This is a genomic window from Xanthomonas sp. DAR 80977 (assembly GCF_041240605.1).
Lineage (GTDB): Bacteria > Pseudomonadota > Gammaproteobacteria > Xanthomonadales > Xanthomonadaceae > Xanthomonas_A > Xanthomonas_A bundabergensis.
Map to the genome: position 1 here is coordinate 1,782,836 of NZ_CP162487.1, position 18,050 is coordinate 1,800,885.

Annotated in this window: 14 protein-coding genes; 10 read left to right on the plus strand and 4 right to left on the minus strand. The window is 69.0% G+C overall.

From position 1 onward, the window contains the following. The first annotated feature begins 259 nt into the window (after positions 1-259). From AB3X10_RS07545 to AB3X10_RS07560, 4 genes are read left to right on the plus strand one after another with little or no spacing between them, the layout of a single operon-like run. Entirely contained in the window at positions 260-1,369 is a 1,110-nt protein-coding gene (locus tag AB3X10_RS07545; RefSeq protein WP_369980398.1) for an efflux RND transporter periplasmic adaptor subunit, read from the plus strand. Further along, positions 1,366-4,491: an efflux RND transporter permease subunit gene (locus tag AB3X10_RS07550; RefSeq protein ID WP_369980400.1), complete on the plus strand. Its 3,126-nt coding sequence runs from the start codon at positions 1,366-1,368 to the stop codon at positions 4,489-4,491. The genes AB3X10_RS07545 and AB3X10_RS07550 overlap by 4 nt, the downstream gene beginning before the upstream one ends. A gap of 2 nt (positions 4,492-4,493) precedes the next feature. Next, positions 4,494-6,032 (plus strand): efflux transporter outer membrane subunit, encoded by a 1,539-nt coding sequence (locus tag AB3X10_RS07555; RefSeq protein ID WP_369980402.1) that lies wholly within the window; start codon positions 4,494-4,496, stop codon positions 6,030-6,032. Positions 6,033-6,066: 34 nt separating this feature from the next. Next, positions 6,067-6,903 carry an N-acyl homoserine lactonase family protein gene (locus AB3X10_RS07560; protein ID WP_369980404.1) on the plus strand — a complete coding sequence of 279 codons (837 nt, stop codon included), beginning with the start codon at positions 6,067-6,069 and terminating at the stop codon, positions 6,901-6,903. Positions 6,904-6,961: 58 nt separating this feature from the next. On the opposite strand, the gene AB3X10_RS07565 is transcribed toward AB3X10_RS07560, so the two are convergent. Then, positions 6,962-8,455: an FAD-dependent oxidoreductase gene (locus AB3X10_RS07565; RefSeq protein WP_369980406.1), complete on the minus strand. Its 1,494-nt coding sequence runs from the start codon at positions 8,453-8,455 to the stop codon at positions 6,962-6,964. A 404-nt stretch (positions 8,456-8,859) separates the two neighbouring features. Here AB3X10_RS07565 and AB3X10_RS07570 point away from each other — a divergent pair, with 404 nt between their 5' ends. Continuing rightward, positions 8,860-10,470, plus strand: coding sequence for a family 43 glycosylhydrolase (locus tag AB3X10_RS07570; RefSeq protein WP_369980408.1), 1,611 nt, complete (start codon positions 8,860-8,862; stop codon positions 10,468-10,470). Positions 10,471-10,512: 42 nt separating this feature from the next. Here the strand turns inward: AB3X10_RS07570 and AB3X10_RS07575 are convergent, their stop codons facing one another. Next, entirely contained in the window at positions 10,513-11,193 is a 681-nt protein-coding gene (locus tag AB3X10_RS07575; protein WP_369980410.1) for a TetR/AcrR family transcriptional regulator, read from the minus strand. 52 nt (positions 11,194-11,245) lie between these two features. Then, positions 11,246-11,407, minus strand: a complete 162-nt coding sequence (locus AB3X10_RS07580) for a hypothetical protein (protein WP_369980412.1) — start codon at positions 11,405-11,407, stop codon at positions 11,246-11,248. Here AB3X10_RS07580 and AB3X10_RS07585 point away from each other — a divergent pair. The 5 genes from AB3X10_RS07585 to AB3X10_RS07605 all read left to right on the plus strand — a co-directional run bounded on the left by AB3X10_RS07585 (position 11,406) and on the right by AB3X10_RS07605 (position 17,380). After that, positions 11,406-12,068, plus strand: coding sequence for a DUF3313 domain-containing protein (locus AB3X10_RS07585; RefSeq protein WP_369980414.1), 663 nt, complete (start codon positions 11,406-11,408; stop codon positions 12,066-12,068). The genes AB3X10_RS07580 and AB3X10_RS07585 overlap by 2 nt on opposite strands. Positions 12,069-12,282: 214 nt before the next feature. Further along, the gene (locus tag AB3X10_RS07590; protein ID WP_369980416.1) at positions 12,283-13,125 is read left to right on the plus strand and encodes a MipA/OmpV family protein; all 843 of its coding nucleotides are present in this window, start codon (positions 12,283-12,285) and stop codon (positions 13,123-13,125) included. A gap of 76 nt (positions 13,126-13,201) precedes the next feature. Continuing rightward, a complete protein-coding gene (locus AB3X10_RS07595; protein WP_369981720.1) occupies positions 13,202-14,221 on the plus strand; it encodes a lipid A deacylase LpxR family protein in 1,020 nt (339 codons plus the stop codon). Between the two features lies 1 nt (position 14,222). Then, on the plus strand, positions 14,223-15,278 hold the full coding sequence (locus AB3X10_RS07600; protein WP_369980418.1) for an NAD-dependent epimerase/dehydratase family protein: 1,056 nt from the start codon (positions 14,223-14,225) through the stop codon (positions 15,276-15,278). Between the two features lie 110 nt (positions 15,279-15,388). After that, positions 15,389-17,380 (plus strand): alpha/beta hydrolase family protein, encoded by a 1,992-nt coding sequence (locus AB3X10_RS07605; RefSeq protein WP_369980420.1) that lies wholly within the window; start codon positions 15,389-15,391, stop codon positions 17,378-17,380. Positions 17,381-17,487: 107 nt separating this feature from the next. Here AB3X10_RS07605 and AB3X10_RS07610 read toward each other — a convergent pair whose 3' ends face one another. Further along, positions 17,488-17,910 carry a hypothetical protein gene (locus AB3X10_RS07610; RefSeq protein WP_369980421.1) on the minus strand — a complete coding sequence of 141 codons (423 nt, stop codon included), beginning with the start codon at positions 17,908-17,910 and terminating at the stop codon, positions 17,488-17,490. Positions 17,911-18,050 lie beyond the last annotated feature (140 nt).

Below are 18,050 nucleotides of genomic sequence, written 5' to 3' on the forward strand. Positions count from 1 at the left end.
TGGCAATGGCGGCCTGGAAGGGCCCGCACCGGATACGCGCGCAACGGCTTGGCAGGAGCGTTTAGCTTAACGGCCCCCCCTCGGCCCGGCGACCTTTCGGTGCAGCGGTTGGCCGGAAGCTCGCTCGCGGCACATGTCAGCCGCCCCAACCGACAGCGTCGGTCAACGGATGCATGCCTTTTAAAATACACGTTGTATTTGAATTTGTTGTGCATTAGGATCCGCAGCGGATCAATCGGCGCATCCAGGCATCCGTGACATGAAAAGCCTCCCAGAGTTCCTCCGTTGGACCACGCTTTGCCTGTGCGCGGCCGTCTCGGCCGGGTGTCACAGCGCCGATCCGCCCGCGGCCGCGCCCAAAGCGGTGGTCATGGGGGTGGTCGAGGTCGGGCATGGGGCCGCCATCGGGCCATTGCCTGCGGAGATCCAGCCGCGCTACAGCACCCCGACCTCGTTCCGGGTGGCCGGGAAGATCCTCGAGCGCAAGGTCCGTCTGGGCGACTGCGTGCGCGGCGGGCAAGTCCTGGCGCTGCTGGATGCCACCGATTTCGACCGCAACGTCGAGATCGCGCAGGCGCAGGCGGCCGCGGCCCAGCACCGTCTTGCCTTTGCCGCCACGCAGGTCGAGCGCGATCGGGCACAGGCGGCCGAAGCGCTGATCGCGCAGGCGCAGCTGGACCAGTCCGAAGACGCCTACGCGTCCGCGCTGGCGCAGCAGCGGCAGTCCGGGCAGCAGCTGGAGCTGGCACACAATCAAGCGCGCTATGCCTCGTTGAAGGCCGAGCACGACGGGTGCATCACCTCCGAAGACGCGGCCACAGGGCAGAACGTCGGCGCCGGGCAAGCGGTGTATCAGCTGGCCTGGTCGGGCGCGATGGATGCGGTGACGGAGGTGGCCGACCGCGATGTCGCCCGGATCCGAACCGGGGCGATCGCCCGTGTGACGCTGCCCTCGCTTCCGGGACAGCAGTTGAACGGCGTGGTCCGCGAGATCGCGGTGGCTGCCGATCCGCAAAGCCGCACCTACCGCATCAAACTCGGCTTGCCGGAGCATGCGGACGTTCGGCTCGGCATGTCGGCAGAGGTGGCGTTCGCTCCCGCGGCGCCGGCGGCGGCCGGCACCGCCATCAAGATCCCGGCCACGGCGCTGTTCCACAAGGGGCCGCGCCCGGCGGTGTGGGTGATCGACAAAGGCGATGTGCTCGGACTGCGCGAGGTCACCGTCGCGCGCTACGAGGAGCGCAGCGTCATCCTGTCGGCCGGCCTGGCGCCCGGCGAGCGCATCGTCCAGCAAGGCGTGCATGCGGTCAGCGCCGGAGAAAAGGTCCGCCCGGTGAAGGCGATCGATGCACCGGAATCCGGCGCATGAGCACGGCGTCCCCGGACCGCGACCGGTTCAACCTCTCCAGTTGGGCGCTCCGCCATCGTGCGCTGGTGATCTATTTCATTGCGATGGCGACCATCGCCGGCATCTTCAGCTACAGCAAGCTCGCGCAGTCGGAGGATCCTCCGTTCACGTTCCGGGTGATGGTGATCCGCAGCTTCTGGCCGGGCGCCACCGCCAAGCAGGTGCAGGACCAGGTAAGCGATCGCATCGCGCGCAAGCTGCAGGAAACGCCAGGCGTGGATTTCCTGCGCAGCTATTCGCGGCCGGGCGAGTCGCTGATGTTCTTCAACATGAAGGAATCGGCACCGGCCAAAGCGGTGGAGCCGACCTGGTATCAGGTGCGCAAGAAGGTGGGCGACATCGCCACGACCCTGCCGCATGGGGTGCAGGGCCTCTTTTTCGACGACGAGTTCGGCGATGTCTACACCAACATCTACACCTTGACCGGGGACGGATTCACCCCGGCGCAGCTGCATCGTTACGCCGATCAAATGCGCACGGTCCTGCTGCGCGTGCCTGGCGTGGCCAAGGTCGACTACTTCGGCGATCCTTCCGAGCGCATCTACATCGAGATCGACAACGCGCGCCTCGCCACGCTGGGCATCACGCCGACTCAGCTCGCGCAAAGCGTGGCTGCGCAAAACGACCTGGCCGCGTCCGGCATGCTCAATACCGCCGACGACCGTGTCTTCGTCAGGCCGAGCGGCCAGTACCGCACGGTGGACGACATCGCCGCGACCTTGCTGCAGGTGAACGGGCGCAGCTTTCGCCTGGGCGACATCGCGCGGGTATGGCGCGACTACGACGATCCGGTGCAGAGCCAGATGCGCCTGAACGGCAAGCCGGCGCTGGGTATCGGCATCACCATGCAGCCGGGTGGCGACGTGGTGCAGTTGGGCAAGGCGCTGGCCTCCGCAACACATGGACTCGCCGAAAAACTTCCGGCCGGGCTGGCGCTGGCGGAGGTATCGAGCATGCCCAGCACCGTGTCCGCGTCCGTGGACGAGTTCTTGCGCTCGGTCGCCGAGGCGGTGGTGATCGTCCTCCTGGTCAGCCTGGTGACGCTGGGGTTTCGCACCGGCATGGTCGTGGTGATCTCGATTCCGATCGTGCTGGCGATCACCGCATTCTTCATGCATGTCTTCGACATCGGGCTCGACAAGGTATCGCTGGGCACCCTGGTGCTCGCATTGGGGTTGCTGGTCGACGACGCCATCATCGCCATCGAGATGATGGTGGTGAAGCTCGAGCAGGGCTTCGATCGCATGCGCGCGGCGGCCTTCGCCTACACCAGCACGGCCTTCCCGATGCTCACCGGCACCCTGGTCACGGTGATGGGGTTTCTTCCGATCGCATTGGCGAAGTCCAGCACCGGCGAGTACACCCGCTCGATCTTCGAGGTCTCGGCGATCGCGCTGGTGGTGTCGTGGGTGGCCGCGGTCATCCTCATTCCGGTGCTGGGCTATCACATGTTGCCGCAGCGCAAGCGCGCGGACACGCCCCACCAGGAGACGGATCACGCGCACGCGCTGTACGACACCGCGTTCTATCGGCGCTTGCGCGGATGGGTCGGCTGGTGCATCGAGCGCCGTTTCGTGGTGCTGGGTGTCACCGCGCTGCTGTTCGCTGCGTCGATGGCGGCGTTCTCGCTGGTGCCGAAGCAATTCTTCCCCACATCGGAGCGGCCCGAACTGCTGGTCGACCTGCGCTTGCCGGAAGGCGCATCCATCGACGCGACGACTCGGCAGGTGCAGCGGCTGGAAGCCGCGCTCGCCAAGCGCCCGGAAATCGCTCACTCGGTCAGTTACGTCGGCGCAGGCGCGCCACGTTTCTATCTGTCGCTGGACCAGCAGCTCGCACAGCCCAACTTCGCCCAGTTCGTCATCACCGCCAAGTCGACCGAGCAGCGCGACGCGCTCGCGTCCTGGCTCGACGGCCTGCTGGAAAGGGACTTTTCCGCGGTGCGCTCGCGCGTGGCACGCCTGGAAAGCGGCCCGCCTGTCGGGTTTCCGGTGCAGTTCCGCGTGAGCGGCGGCGACATCGGCAAGGTGCGCCAGATCGCCGATCGGGTGATGGCGGTCATCCGCGCCGAACCGCGAACGCAGACGGTGCAACTGGACTGGGACGAACCTTCCGAGCGTTCGCTGCGCTTCGACATCGACCAGAAGCGCGCCCGCGAACTCGGGATCACGTCGCAGGACGTCTCCAGCTTCCTGGCACTGTCCTCGACCGGCGCCACGGTGACCCAGTTCCGGGAGGGCGACCGCCTGATCGCGGTGGACATGCGTGCGCCACGCCATCAGCGGCTGGATCCCTCGCGGTTGGCGTCGTTGGCCATCGCAACGCCGCATGGCGCGGTTCCGTTGTCCAGCATCGGCCGATTCCATGCCGATCTCGAATATGGCGTGATCTGGGAGCGCGATCGGCTGCCCACGGTCACCGTCCAGGCCGACGTGGTCGCCGGCGCGCAGGGCATCGATGTGACCAACGCGATAGATGCGTCGCTGGCGAGCCTGCGCTCCGGGCTTCCGGTCGGCTATACGGTGGAAATAGGCGGGTCGGTGGAAGCAAGCGCGAAAGCCCAGGATTCGATCGGTGCGCAGGTCCCGTTGATGATCGTGGCGGTTTTCACCCTGCTGATGATCCAGCTGCAAAGCGTTTCGCGCGTACTGATGGTCGTGCTCACCGCGCCGTTGGGTCTGATCGGCGTGGTGGCATCGCTGCTGCTGTTCCATCAGCCGTTCGGCTTCGTGGCGCTGCTGGGCGTCATCGCGATGTTCGGCATCATCATGCGCAATTCGGTGATCCTGGTCGATCAGATCGAGCAGAACGTGCGCGCGGGGCAGAGCCGGGCCGACGCGATCATGGCGGCGACGATGCACCGCTTCCGGCCGATCCTGCTGACTGCCGCGGCCGCGGTACTGGCGCTGATTCCGTTGCTGCGTTCCAATTTCTTCGGGCCGATGGCGACGTCGCTGATGGGAGGCATCACCATCGCCACCGTGCTGACGCTCTTCTTCCTGCCGGCCTTGTACGCGGCTTGGTTCAGGGTCGAGGTGGCGACGCCATCCGTCGCCCCGGCATCCACGCTGTCGGGAGCCTGACCATGCCCTTCGTACGCAAGTCCGCTGCCGTCGCCAGGACGATCTGCGGTTCCAGCTTCCTGTTGATGGTCGGCTGCGCTTCGTTCGCGCCCAGCGTATCCCCGCCCGCTGTCGCGATACCCGCGCGTTATGCGGTCCCCGATGCCGATGCCGATGCCGCTGCTGCGACCTCGGCGGCGGCTCCGCCGTCCGTAGCCGCGCAGAGCGAGCGGGTGCCGACCTGGTGGATGCGCTACGGGTCTCCCGCACTCGACGCGCTGGTGCAGGAGGGACTGCAGCGTAGCCCCGACCTGGCGACGCTGCAGCACAACCTGGACGCGGCCAGGCAGCAACTGCGCGCACAGGTGGGCGGTTCCACGCTGCCGTCGATCGATGCCGGCGCGTCGGGGGCGCGCCAGCGCCAGCTCGGCTTGCCCGGAATCAGTCCCCCGACCTCGCTTTACGACAGCTTCGTCGGGCAGTTGCAGGTCGGCTACACGCTCGACCTTTTCCATGCCAATCGGTATGCCAATCGCGCGTCCGCGTATCGCGTGGACGCCCAGGCGTATCAGTTGGCGCAGAGCCGGCGAGCGCTGGCGGCCAACATCGTGACCGCGGCCATCACCATCGCCTCGTTGCACGAACAGATCGTGGCGACGCAGCGCCTGGTGGCGTTGTCCGAGAGCCAGGCCGGCGACGCCCGCCGCCGCGATGCGCTCGGCGCCGTCGGTCACGACGAAGCGCTGGAGGCCGAACGCAGCGCTGCGGCAACGGCGATCAATCTGCCGATGTTGCGCCAGCAGGAAGCATCGGCCCGGCATGCGCTCGCGGTGCTGCTGGGACGCACGCCGGATCAGGCGCCTACCCCGATTGCGCTGGCCGCGCTGGCCGTGCCGCAGCAAATTCCGGTGCTGGTTCCGTCCGATCTGCTGCACGCGCGTCCCGACATCCAGGCCGCGGAAGCCTTGTTCGGCGCTGCGTCGGCCGACGTCGGTGCGGCCACGGCGCGCATGTTTCCGCAGCTGACCCTGTCGGCGCAGTTCGGCCGCGGCGCCTACGACTGGGACGCGCTGGGCGCGACGCCGAACATCTGGCGCCTCGGCGCCTCGCTGACCGCGCCGATCTTCCATGGCGGTGCGCTGCGTGCGCAACGCCGCGGGGCGCAGGACGCATTCGCCGCGGCGGCCGAACAGTATCGCAAGACCGTGTTGGCGGCATTCCAGGATGTCGCCGACGCGTTGGTCGCGCTCGAGGCCGACGCCGGCGTGCTGGACGCCGCGACGCGCGCCACCGCGGCCGCGCGCAGTGGCTACGAGGACATGGCCAGGCGGGCGCAATTGGGGGCGGTCAGCGAGTACGCCACGCGCGCCAGCGAGCTGCAGTACCGCAGCATGCAGTTGGACCAGATCCGAGCGCAGGCCTCCAGGTTGAGCGACAGCGCGCGCTTGTTCCGCGCGCTGGGCACGCCGCCCTCCGAAGCGGCCGCGGATGGGGGTGGCGGTGCGGCGCCGAGCGCGCGCGCATCCACTGCGCCGGGCGCAGCCGACCCGTCCAGCCGCTAGATCCAGGTCGTCGCGACAGGCAGAGGAGTTGGTGGTGAAAATTCATTGCATTCAGACCGGCGATGTCCAGATCAAGGCGGCGCACCAGCGCGCGCATGGCAATGTCCGGCCGCGGCGGGTCGCCAGCGTGCTACTGGACCGGCAGTGGTCGCCGCGTCTGCCGATCGGCTGCACCCTGATCGAGCACCCCGAGGGCCTGATCATGGTCGATACCGGCGAAAGCTCGCATGCCAACGATCCGGGATATCAGCCTTGGTGGCATCCGTTCATGCGCTTCTGCGAGCGTCGCTGGGTGGAGCCGGAAGAGGAAGTGGGTCCGCGCCTGCAGGCGCTCGGATTCGCGCCGAGCGATGTCCGCTGGGTGGTGATGACGCATATGCATGGCGACCATGCCGGTGGCCTGCACCATTTCCCGCACAGCGACATCGTGATGTCCGCAGTGGAAGCCGACGCCAGTCTGGCGGCGACCGGGCCCTTGAGCGGCTATCTCAACATGCACTATCCGGCTTGGCTGCTTCCGCGCACGGTGGAGTTCGACGATGGCCCATGGGAGAACTTCGAGCGCAGCAGCTGTCTTACCCGGGATGGCCGCGTGCGGCTGCTGCCGACGCCCGGCCATACCAGGGGCCACCTGTGCGTCGCGGTCGATCTGAAGACGCATGTCGTGCTCGTTGCCGGCGACGCCGCCTACAGCGAGCAGGCGTTGCTGGACGGGACCTTGGATGGCGTGGCGCAGGACGCGGCGCAGCATCGGCAAAGCACCGCCCGATTGCGCGAGCTCTGCCGTCGCCGTCCGGTGGTGACGCTGTTCGCGCATGACGCAGACAGCCAGTCGCGATTGAGGAACGGCGTGGTCACGATCGTCCCGTAGGCGCGGTGACGCGGTGCGGACGATTGGCGTTTTGCCAATGGCCTGCCGACGGGCGTGGCTAGGAGACGCCGGCGGCTGCCAGATAGCGGGTGAGCGCAGCGGGTTCGCCCAGCTGCGCGGTCATCCCGATGTAGCCATCGGGCCGCACCAGCACCATGTCGCCCGGCGCCATGCCATAGGCGTCGGCGACGTGCCCGCCGGCATCGCGCAGGTCGCCTCGCTCGCCAACGGTATACGCCTGCACACCGCGATGGGCAGGCAGCGCCGCGTGTTCGACCTCGTAGCCCAGCAGCGTCCAGTGCGGCCCCTTGAACAGCTCGAACAGTCGGGTCGCCTGGCCTGCCGCACCGAGCACCGGCGCATCGGGCGCGCGCGCGCCCGCGGCGATCCTGGCGGAAGGCGTGGCCGGCTGCACCAGCGCCGAATCGGCGTAGTACAGATCCAGTTGTTGGGTCTGGCGGCCGCGGCGCATGTCGCCTTGCCTGGCCGCGTCCAGCAGTTTGACCGACAGGCCGAGCATGCCCGCGGCGATCGGACGCCGCTCCTGTTCGTAGCTGTCAAGCAACGCGTCGGCGGCACCGGCGATCACCGCGGCCAGCTTCCAGCCCAGGTTGTAGGCGTCCTGCACGCTGGTGTTGAGGCCCTGTCCGCCGGTCGGCGGATGGATGTGCGCGGCATCGCCGGCCAGGAAGACGCGGCCGACGCGATAGCGGTCGGCCAGGCGGGCATTCATGACGTAGGCGGACGCCCAGAACACCTGGTCGATGCGGATGTCCGTGCGCCCGGTGCGTTCCGCGATCATCGCATCGAGCCCGGCGGCGGACAGGTCGACCTCGCCCTCCAGCGGAATCGGCGCCTGCACCTGGAACAGATCGGTGCCGGCAAGCGGGCACAGCGAGACGCGGCGCTGCATGGACGCCTCGTTGAAGCGATGCCAATACGCGCGGTCCAGTCCGCGCAGGGCGACGTCGGCGACGATGGCGCGAACTCCGAGGGTCTTGCCGGGAAACTCGACTGCCAGCGCGTGCCGCACGAAGCTGCGCCCGCCGTCGGTGGCGACCAGGAAGCGCGCGCGGATGCTGTGCGTGCCCGCCGCATCGACCACCCGGGCGGTGACGCCCTCGGCGTCCTGCTGCAGATCCACCAGTTCGCATCCGTAGCGGGGGGCATGCCCGAATTCGGCCAGCCGCTCGCGCAGCACGCGCTCGGTCAGGAACTGCGGCACCATCAACGGCGCTGCGTACGGCTCGGAGGCTCGTACCGGCGGCGATGTTTCGGCAGCCGCGGCATGGTCGCCGCCGTCCTCGCCGTACTCGCGCTCGGGCGGGTAGGGACCGCCCACCGCGGCAAGCCGATTGGCGATGCCCAGGTCCTCGAAGATCTCCAGCGTCCGCGGCTGGATGCCCTTGCCGCGCGACCCGCCGAACGGCTTGTCGATCTTGTCGATCAGGCAAAAGCCGACCCCGCGCCGCGCCAGCTCCAGGGCCAGGGTGAGGCCCGCGGCGCCGGCGCCGCAGATCAGCACATCCACTTCTTCGTTTCGTTCGTTCATGATGCCTCGTCATATGTGCAAAATGCACTCAATTGGGCGGCAGCATATGCGCTTCGCATTAAATGTGCAATATGCACATGATTTGTCGGGTTAGCCGGGGGAGTGGGGTTGGGCTGCCGCGCCGCGTCCGGGGCGCGTGGCGACGACGCCCGGCCATGGCGCGGTTATGCATGTGGCGCGCGGCGAACGCTGGCGGCCGGCGGTGCGCCCAGGCCGCCGGGGACGCGATTGGCTGGGCGCATGCGGCCAAGCGCCCGGCCAGCACCGGTCCTGGCGATGTTTGCGCGGCGCGCCGGACCATTGCGCTGGTCCGACGCAGAACCACGCAGGCCATGCCGGTGCGCAGGACGTCGCCCAGGTGTGCCAGCATCGCCTGGAGTCCTGTCCTTGCCCGGATCGCGCCCATGCCCAGCCTCACCCGTCGAACCCTGTTCAAGGCCTGCGTCGCCGGCGCGGCCACGGCGCCGTTGCCGTCGTTCGCGCGGCAGGCGCCATGCGCGGACGGCGCGCCTGCGGCGACCTGGGCCCGCGGCGTCGAAGGGCAGCGCAAGGCCGACCTGGGCGACGGCACCTATCTCAATCCCGTCGTGGCCGGCGACCATCCCGATCCGACCGTGCTCAAGGATGGCGCCGATTACTACATGACGTTTTCGTCGTTCCAGTCCTATCCGGGCCTGGTCATCTGGCACTCCACCGACCTGGTCAACTGGACGCCGGTCGGTCCGGCCCTGCACGAGGCGCTGGGCACGATCTGGGCGGTGGACCTGTGCAAGCACGCCGGACGCTACTTCATCTATCTGCCGGCCGACCGCGACGGTGCCGGCTGGTCGATCCATGTGATCTGGGCCGACCGCATCGAGGGGCCGTGGAGCGCGCCGATCGATCTGCAGATCGCCGGTTGCATCGATCCGGGCCACGTGGTCGGCGAGGACGGCAAGCGCTACCTGTTCTTCAACGGCATCCGCAGGATCCGCTTGCGCGACGACGGGCTGGCCACCGACGGCCCGCTCGAAGAGGCCTACAAGCCCTGGCGCTATCCGGACGAGTGGGTGACGGAGAACTTCGCGCCGGAGGGGCCGAAGCTGCTGCGCCGCGGGCCGTGGTTCTATCTGGTCACCGCGGTGGGCGGAACGGCAGGGCCGGCGACCGGGCACATGGTGATCGCCGCGCGCTCCCGATCCATCCATGGTCCGTGGGAGCACTGCCCGCACAACCCGCTGGTGCGCACGCGATCGGACGCCGAGCCCTGGTGGTCGCGCGGCCATGCCTCGCTGGTCGAAGGCCCGGCAGGCGACTGGTGGATGATCTATCACGCCTACGAGAACGGCTTCCGCACCCTGGGCCGGCAGACCCTGCTGGAGCCGATCGAGTGGACCGACGATGGCTGGTTCCGTGCCCGCGGCGGCGACCTGTCCGTGCCGCTCGCCAAGCCGGCCGGTGGCCGCGCCGGACCGGCCGGGATGCCGCTGTCGGACGATTTCTCGACCGACAGGATCGGCGTGCAATGGGCGTTCCATGCGCCGCGGGCGGAGAAGATGGCGCGTCTGCGCTATGCCGACCAGGCGTTGCTGTTGGCGGCGGCGGGCCACTCGCCGCTCGACAGCGCGCCGTTGACCTGCACGGTCGGCGACCGCGCCTATCGCGCGGACATCGCCCTGGATTTGCTGGGCGACGCCGAAGGCGGGCTGCTGCTGTTCTACAACCACAAGGCCTTCGTCGGCGTGGGATTCACGCCGCAGGACCTGCGGACCTACCAGTATGCCGAGGAGCTGCGCTGGGCGCGCCTGCCCAATGCCGCGCGCACCCTGCGGCTGCGGGTGAGCAACGATCGCAACGTGATCACCTTCCACACCTCGCGCGACGACGGCCGCAGCTGGGCGCTGCATCCCACGCGCATGGAGGTGTCCGGCCTGCATCACAACGTGTTCGGTGGCTTCCTCAGCCTGAAGCTGGGCATCTACAGCGCCGGCAGCGGCCAGGTCCGGCTGCGCGATTTCCGTTACCGCGCGCTGTAGCCGTGCCGGCCACGGCCGGGTGGGCGCGCCGCCGCGCAACGATCAGCTGCGGCCCTGCTTGCGTGCCGCAGGTTTGCCGGCCTTGCGCGACGCGGCGCTGGCGGCCTGCCGCGGGGCGGCGCCGAGCAGGAACAGCTCGACCGCGCGTTCCACCATCTTGCGCACGGCCGAGGGCGACAGCGGCGGCGGATCGCGCTGGTAGATGCGCACTTCCACTTCCGCGGTGAGCAGTGCCAGGAAGTGCAGGGCGGCGATGGTCGGGTCGGTCTGGCGCAGTTCGCCGCGCGCCATGGCCGCCTCCAGTACCGCGGCCACCGCCACCACCGATTCGCTGGGGCCGGCCTGGTAGAACAGCTGTCCGACCTCGGAGCGGCCGGCTTCGGCCACCACCATGCGGTAGACCGCCATGGCCACGGCATCGTTGGTCACCACCTGCAGCATGCATTCGCCGAAGTGCAGCAACATCGACTGCAGGTCGGTCTGGCCGGCGAGCGGCGCCTGCAGCCGCCGGATCGCGTCGGACAGATGCGCGGTCGCGGCGGCGCGGACCACGGCGCTGAACAATTCCTCCTTGGACGCGAAATAGCCGTACAGGGTGGCCTTGGAGCCGCCCAGCCGCTTGGCCAGTTCGTTCATCGAGGCGCGCTCGTAGCCCAATTCCTGGAACAGTTTCGTCGCCGCCTCGACGATGGCCTCGCGCCTGGCCTCGGTTCGAACTTTCATTGCACCTCCTAAAGTGAACCCGACTGTACATTTTTCTTGACAGCAAGGAAATTCACTCCCAATATTGAACCGTACAGTACGGTTTAATTTTGCCTTCGCCCGATGCGCCTGCCCACTGCGGCTGGCCGCCGCCGGCGGCCGCGATGCCGCACTGCCACGTCCATGCGCCGCCGGCGCGGTTGTCTCGTCGCATCCACGAAAAGGGTCTGTCCATGAAAACTTCCTCCTTGCTGTGCCCGTTGGCGCTGGCGCTTTGCCTGGGATCGGCCGGTTGCGCCAGCACGCGCCCGGTCGTCTATTCCGGGCTCGCTTCGTCGCAGCAGTTGCGGCCGAACCTGGGCGACCGTTCCGGCCGGGTTCCCTACGACTATTCGGCCGGGGCCGACTGGCGCGACTACGACAGTGCGGTACTCGAGTCGGTGGCGATCTATCGCGGGCCTGACAACCAGTTCGACGAGAAGGTGAGCGAGCAGGACAAGGCGGAGTTGGCGCAGTTCATGCGCACCGCGTTCGGCGAGGCGCTGCAGGCGCGCTTTCCGTTGGCGAACCGGCCGCGGCCGGGTTCGCTGCGCGTGGCGCTGACCCTGACCGGCGCGAAGAAGACGCCGCAGGTGGCCGGCACGGTGACCAAGTTCGATCTGGCCGGCGGCCCCTACAACGTGGTGCAGTCGATCCGCGGCAAGGAAGGCGCCCTGTCCGGCTCGGTCAGCTACGCGGTGGAGGTCTACGACGCCACCAGCAATCGCCTGCTCAGCGCCTACGTGTCCAAGCAGTATCCGAACGCGATGAACGTCAAGGCCAGCATCGGCGGCCTGGGCGCGGCGAAGGCGGGCATCCGCAAGGGCGCCGAGGACCTGGTCGCGCGCCTGGACTGATGCCGCCGCGGCATGCGGCGGGCGCAGCGCCAGGTCGCCAGCGCAAGCGTGCAGTACGACGGCCACGCACGCGCGCCGATGTCTGCCGCTGCGACAGCTGCGCGCGCCGCGCGGTGCAGGCCTGCTTTCCGCTTCGTTTTCCCTCGATCAGGACATCCCCATGCGCCCGCGTCGACCGACTCCGCCCCAGCTGCCGCATCGCCTGCGTCCTGGATTGCAGGCACTGTACGATCTTCCCGACATTCCGCCGCGGCGGCGCGCGTCGCTGGCGATGCTGGTGTGGCGCGGCGTGGCCGCGGCGATCGTGCTCGCGGCATTGCTGGTGTTGCCGGTGCGCGCAGCGTGGGCCGCGGCGGCCGACGACGACGACAGCGTGCCGGCGCATGGCGCGCGCTGGGGCCTGGGCATGGCCGCGATGACGGTGCAAAAGCCGTATCGCGGGATCGGCGCGCAGACGATCGCGCTGCCGCTGCCGGTCTACGAGAGCAAGTGGTGGAGCCTGTACGGCCCGGCGCTCAGCTTCAATCCGCCGTCGCTGGGGCCGGTGGCGTTGTCGCTGACCGCGCGGCTGTCGCACGACGGTTACGCCGCATCCGACTCGCCGTTTCTGGATGGCATGCAGCGGCGCAAGGATCGGCTGTGGCTGGGCGGCTCGGGCACGTGGCGGACCGGTATCGCCGACGCCACGCTGGAATGGATGCACGACGTGTCCGGCTACAGCCGCGGACAGCGCGTCGGGATTTCGGTCGAGCGCGTGTTCGACCTGGGCCTGTTCGAACTGGTCCCGCGCCTGGGCGCGGTGTGGCTGGATCGTCGCTACGTGGACTACTACTACGGCGTGCGTGCGCAGGAAGCGCGTGCGCAGCGCCCGGCGTATCGCCCCGGCGCGAGCCTCGATGTCGAGGCCGGGCTGCGCGTGGCGTATCGCGTGGCGCACCGCGATTCGCTGTTCCTGGACGTGGGCGTGGATCGGCTCGGTGCGCAGGTCCGCGCCAGTCCCCTGGTCGGCAGCGCGCTGCAGTCGCGCATCGTGCTGGGCTATGTGCATGTGTTCTGAGCGCGCGCTGCACTGCCGTGCACCGCGTGCGGCGCATGCGCGGGGAGGTCGGTGGCGGCGCCTTGGCCCGCAGTGGCTGTGGTTGGCTGTGGTCTTGGCCGCACCGGATTTGGCCGCGGCGCAGGCGTGCGCGACGCCTGCGGCGGAACGTGGAGCGGCGGTGTTCGACCTGCGCCTGGACAACGATTTCCTCGGCATGGCGCAGCAGGACCAGGGCTATACCAATGGCGCGGTGGCCAGCGTGGTGCTGCCGGACCTGGCCGGCGCGGCGCAGGATCCGTGTCGCGCTCGCGTCGCGCGCTGGCTCAATGCGCGCACCGAGCGGTGGTTCCCCGGCCGGTTCACCCGGCAGCAGCTCAGCGTCAGCCTCGGCCAGGGCCTGTTCACGCCGAGCGACGGCAAACGCTCCGATCCGATCCTCGACGATCGCCCGTACGCGGCGGTGGCGATGTTCGGTCTTGGCTACAACCTCGGCGATGCGCGCAGCCTGCGCAGTACGCAATTGCGCATCGGCATGGTCGGTCCGTCGGCGCGCGGGCGCGAGGTGCAGGACGCGGTGCATGGCCTGTTCGGGCTGCAGCGCTTCCAGGGCTGGGACCGGCAACTGCGCGACCGGCCGGTGCTGCAACTGGTGCACGAACGCCTGCGGCGCTGGCCGGGATCGGTCCACGGCGACGCATGGGGCTGGGACGGCATCGGCCATGCCGGCGGCAGCGTCGGCAATTTCGCCCGCTATGCCAACGCCGGGTTCGAATGGCGCTTCGGCAAGCGGCTGCCGGACGATTTCGGCAGCAATCCGTTGCGTCCGGCCGGCGAGCACAGCGCGCCGGCCGGGCCCGGATGGGTGACGCGACCATGGGCCTGGCATCTGTTCGTCGGTGTCGATGCGCGTTGGATGGCGCACGACCTGACCCTGCAAGGGCAGTCCGGGCAGCGCATCGACGCGCGCCCCTGGGTGGGCGATCTCGCCGTCGGCGCGGTGCTGATGCGCGGCCGTTGGCGGGCGACGCTGGCGCAGTACCGGCGCACCCGCGAATTCGACCAGCAGCGCGAGCCGGCGGTGTTCGGCAGCCTCAGCCTGAGTCGTGCGTTCTAGCATGGCCGCGTCCTGGCATGAAGCGGCGCGGGGGCGCGGCCAGCCGTCGCCGCGGGTGTTGGTGACCGACGGCTTCGGCTATCTGGGACGCTGGCTCGTCGTCGCGCTGTTGCGCGAGGGCTACCGCGTGCATGCCGCGGTAGCCGATCCGCGCTGGGAGGCGGAGATCCGCGCCGCGATCGCGCTGCATGCCAGCGCCGCCGACCGGCTCGAGATCGTCGCCGCCGATGCGCTGCGCGATGCCGGCTGGGATCGCGCCAGCGCCGGCTGCGCGTTCGTGCTGCACAACGCCGCGCCGAGCGTGGTTGGCCAACCGCGGCGCCGCGAGCTGGCGCACCTCGCGCAGCAGGCGACGCGGCGCGTGCTGGACGCGGCCGATCGCGCCGGTGCGCAACGCGTGGTGATGACCGCGCCGGCGTTGGCGGCGCTGCCGTCGCGGGGGGCGCCGCGTTGCGCCGACGAGCGTTGCTGGACCGACCTGGAGGCGGTGCGCCTGGACCCGCGGGCGCAGCTACGGATCCTGGCCGAGCGCGCGGCGTGGACGTTCGCCGAACGCAGACGCGGGCGCATGGACGTGACCACGCTGCTGGCCGGTTCGGTGCACGGTCCGCTGCTGGGCGCCGACTGTCCGGCGTCGGCGCACCTGCTCGAGTGCCTGCTGCACGGCCGGGTGCGGCGGCTGCCGCGGCTGGGTTTCAACGTGGCCGACGTGCGCGACCTGGCCGCGCTGCACCTGCGCGCGATGCTGCATCCGGACGCCGCTGGCCAGCGCTTCCTGGCGGCCGGCGAGTTCCTGGAAGTCGACGAGATCGCGACCCTGCTGCGCGCGCGGTTCCCGCAGTACGCCGCACGCATGCCCACGCGCATGGCATCGGGCCTGGGCGCATGCCTGGACCGGCTGTTCGGCACCGGACTGCAGCGCTTGGCGCCGGAGCTGTGCCGCTACCGCGATTACGACGCGAGCAAGGCGGCGCGTGTGCTTGGCTGGTCGGCGCGTCCGGCGCGCGACAGCCTGATCGACGCGGCCAGAAGCCTGATCCTGGCCGGGCGCGCGTAGCGCTCGGCGGCGTTTTTATCGCGATGGCCGCGTCGGCCGCTTCCGCCGCCATTGCGGCGTATTACACTTCGCCCGCAAGCCAAACCAACACATGGATACAGGGGATAGGGATGAGCGGGAGACTGGGGGCAGTCGCGTTGTGCTGTTTGCTGGGGCTGGGGATCGGAACGGGGAGCGCGCAGGCGCAGGTGGATCTGGCGCCGTTCCTGATGAAGGAGCAGGTCGGCGAGCTGAAGCTGTCGCCGACGGGCGAGTTTTACGCGGCCACCGTGCCGCTGGCGGACCGCACCGCGCTGGCGGTGATGCGCCGCTCCGACAGCAAGATCGTCGGCAGTTTCTCGATGGAGAAGAACACCCACGTCTCCGACTTCGAGTGGGTCAACGATACGCGCGTGCTTTTCAGCATGGCCCAGAAGATGGGCGCGCGGGATCGGCCTTGGGGGACCGGGGAACTGTTCGCGATCAATGTCGATGGCAGCGCGGCCGAACTGCTGGTGGGCCAGCGCGTCACCGGCAACGGCCCGGGCACGCTGATCCAGACCAAGAAGGTGGAGAAGGTCATCGCGGATTGGGTCGGCCCGCTGCCCGGCGACGACCGCAATGTCGTGATCCAGGTACGTCCGTTCAGTGTCACCCAGGATCCGTACAGCCGTACCGAAATCTTGGACGTGTACAGCGGCCGCCGGCGGCCGCTGGTCGGCTCGCCGAAGGTGCGTGGGGCCAACTTCTACAGCGACGAGCAAGGCAAGGTGCGTTTTGCCTGGGGTGCCGATGCGGACAATGCCAACAAGCTGTTCTACCGCGACGCGCAAGGCGGCGACTGGCGCCTGCTCAACGACGAGAACCTGAGCCACCACGCCGAATTTCCGATCGGCTTTTCCGAAGACGGGCATATCGCGTATCTGCAGGTCCAGCAGGACAAGGGCAGCGACGCGATCGTGGCCTGGAACGTGGACAGCAACGAGCGCAAGGAAGTGGCGCGCGATGCCCTGGTCGATCGGTACCGGATCATGTACCGCCACGGCACCCGTATCCCGGTGGGGATCCAGGTGCTGGCCGACAAGCCGCGCAGCCTGTTCTTCGACCCGACCTCGCCCGAGGCCAAGACCCAGCGCTCGCTGGAAGCGGCGTTCCCCGGACAGGCGGTCTACGTGACCTCCAGCACCCGCGATGGCCGGCTCAACCTGGTGCAGGTGCAGTCCGGGCGCAATCCCGGCGAGTTCTACCTGTTCGACACCGTGGCGAAGAAGGCGGATTTCGCGTTCGCCAGCCGTGCCGCGTTGCAGCCGCCGAAGCTGGCCGAGGTGCGGCCGATCGCCTTGCAGGCGCGCGACGGCCTGCCGCTGCACGGCTTCGTGACCCTGCCCGCGGCGGCCGCGGCCGGCAAGGTGCCGATGGTGGTGATGCCGCACGGCGGCCCGTTCGGCGTGTTCGACAGTGGCCTTTTCGATGAGGACGCGCAGATCCTCGCCAGCGCCGGCTACGCGGTGCTGCAGGTCAACTACCGCGGGTCGGGCAACTACGGACGCGCCTTCCACCAGGCTGGCGGCGGGCAATGGGGCGGTGCGATGCAGGACGACGTGACCGACGCCACGCGTTGGGCGATCGCCCAGGGCATCGCCGATCCCGCGCGCATCTGCATGTACGGTGCCAGCTACGGCGCCTATGCCTCGCTGATGGGCGTGGCCAAGGAACCGTCGCTGTACCGCTGCGCGGCCGGCTATGTCGGCGTCTACGATTTGCCGATGATGTACGTCAGGGGCGACACCTACCAGCGCGACTCCGATCAGACGTTCCTGCGCGAATGGGTCGGATCGAGCGCCGAACTGGCCGCGGTGTCGCCGGTCAATCTCGCCGACAAGATCAAGGTGCCGGTGTTCCTGGCGGCCGGCGGCGAGGACGAACGTGCGCCGATCCAGCACTCGAAGAAGATGGAAGCGGCGCTGAAGAAGGCTGGCGTGCCGGTGGAGACGCTGTATGTCCCGACCGAGGGCCACGGCTTCTACACCGAGGAACACCGCCGTGAGTTCTACACCCGGTTGCTGGCGTTCCTGAGCCGCTCGCTGGGCGGTGCGCAAGCCGCACCGGCGCCTGCGCGCTAGCCGCTGCCGGTGTCCGCGCCGCTGACGCACTCGGCGCGCGGACACCCGCAAGCCACGAAGACCGACCCGTGGCCCGACTTCATCGTCGGGCCGCGGATCGCATCACCTCAGTAGCTCAGCGTCACCAGCTGGCACTTGGAGGTCTTGCCGCCATCGTAGTCGTAGATGACGCGCAGGTTGGCGCCCTTCGAGTTGAGGATGGGCAGCACGATCTGCCAGCGATTGGGCGTGCCTTCCGGTTCCTCGCGCACCTTCTTCAGGATTTCCGATTCCAGGTCCGACGGCGTGTTGATGCCGTCGGCAGGGCCGCGATCGCGCACGCGGCTGTAGAAGTGGAAGCCGTTGTCGGCCCACTGCCGCGGCAGCATCTTGTTCCACGCCGAATTGGTCACCTGCTTCCACTGTTGATCGATGTTGCCGCTCAGGCGGAACGGATACGGGCAGGCGGCCTGCGCCGCCGTGGTGCCCAGGCACAGGGCCAGACAGGCCACGGCCTGCGCGGCGAACATCTTCCACTTCGTGCTCTTCATTGCAGTGCTCCCATGCGATGGATGTGGTCTGGGCGCCCGGCTCGGTACCGGGCGCCTGCGCAGGCGGTGCCTGCAATCTGCATGACGTACGCGCGGCCGCGTTGTGAAACGCCGGCGCATGGCGGCGCCCGCGCCGGGAT

What these genes read in the sequence shown, in the direction of transcription:
- AB3X10_RS07550 (WP_369980400.1), top strand. Translation starts at nt 1,366, where the DNA reads ATGAGCACGGCGTCCCCGGACCGCGACCGGTTCAACCTCTCCAGTTGG.
- AB3X10_RS07585 (WP_369980414.1), top strand. Translation starts at nt 11,406, where the DNA reads ATGAAAACTTCCTCCTTGCTGTGCCCGTTGGCGCTGGCGCTTTGCCTG.
- AB3X10_RS07575 (WP_369980410.1), bottom strand. Translation starts at nt 11,193, where the DNA reads ATGAAAGTTCGAACCGAGGCCAGGCGCGAGGCCATCGTCGAGGCGGCG.
- AB3X10_RS07570 (WP_369980408.1), top strand. Translation starts at nt 8,860, where the DNA reads ATGCCCAGCCTCACCCGTCGAACCCTGTTCAAGGCCTGCGTCGCCGGC.
- AB3X10_RS07605 (WP_369980420.1), top strand. Translation starts at nt 15,389, where the DNA reads ATGAGCGGGAGACTGGGGGCAGTCGCGTTGTGCTGTTTGCTGGGGCTG.
- AB3X10_RS07545 (WP_369980398.1), top strand. Translation starts at nt 260, where the DNA reads ATGAAAAGCCTCCCAGAGTTCCTCCGTTGGACCACGCTTTGCCTGTGC.
- AB3X10_RS07610 (WP_369980421.1), bottom strand. Translation starts at nt 17,910, where the DNA reads ATGAAGAGCACGAAGTGGAAGATGTTCGCCGCGCAGGCCGTGGCCTGT.
- AB3X10_RS07565 (WP_369980406.1), bottom strand. Translation starts at nt 8,455, where the DNA reads ATGAACGAACGAAACGAAGAAGTGGATGTGCTGATCTGCGGCGCCGGC.
- AB3X10_RS07580 (WP_369980412.1), bottom strand. Translation starts at nt 11,407, where the DNA reads ATGGACAGACCCTTTTCGTGGATGCGACGAGACAACCGCGCCGGCGGC.
- AB3X10_RS07600 (WP_369980418.1), top strand. Translation starts at nt 14,223, where the DNA reads ATGGCCGCGTCCTGGCATGAAGCGGCGCGGGGGCGCGGCCAGCCGTCG.
- AB3X10_RS07555 (WP_369980402.1), top strand. Translation starts at nt 4,494, where the DNA reads ATGCCCTTCGTACGCAAGTCCGCTGCCGTCGCCAGGACGATCTGCGGT.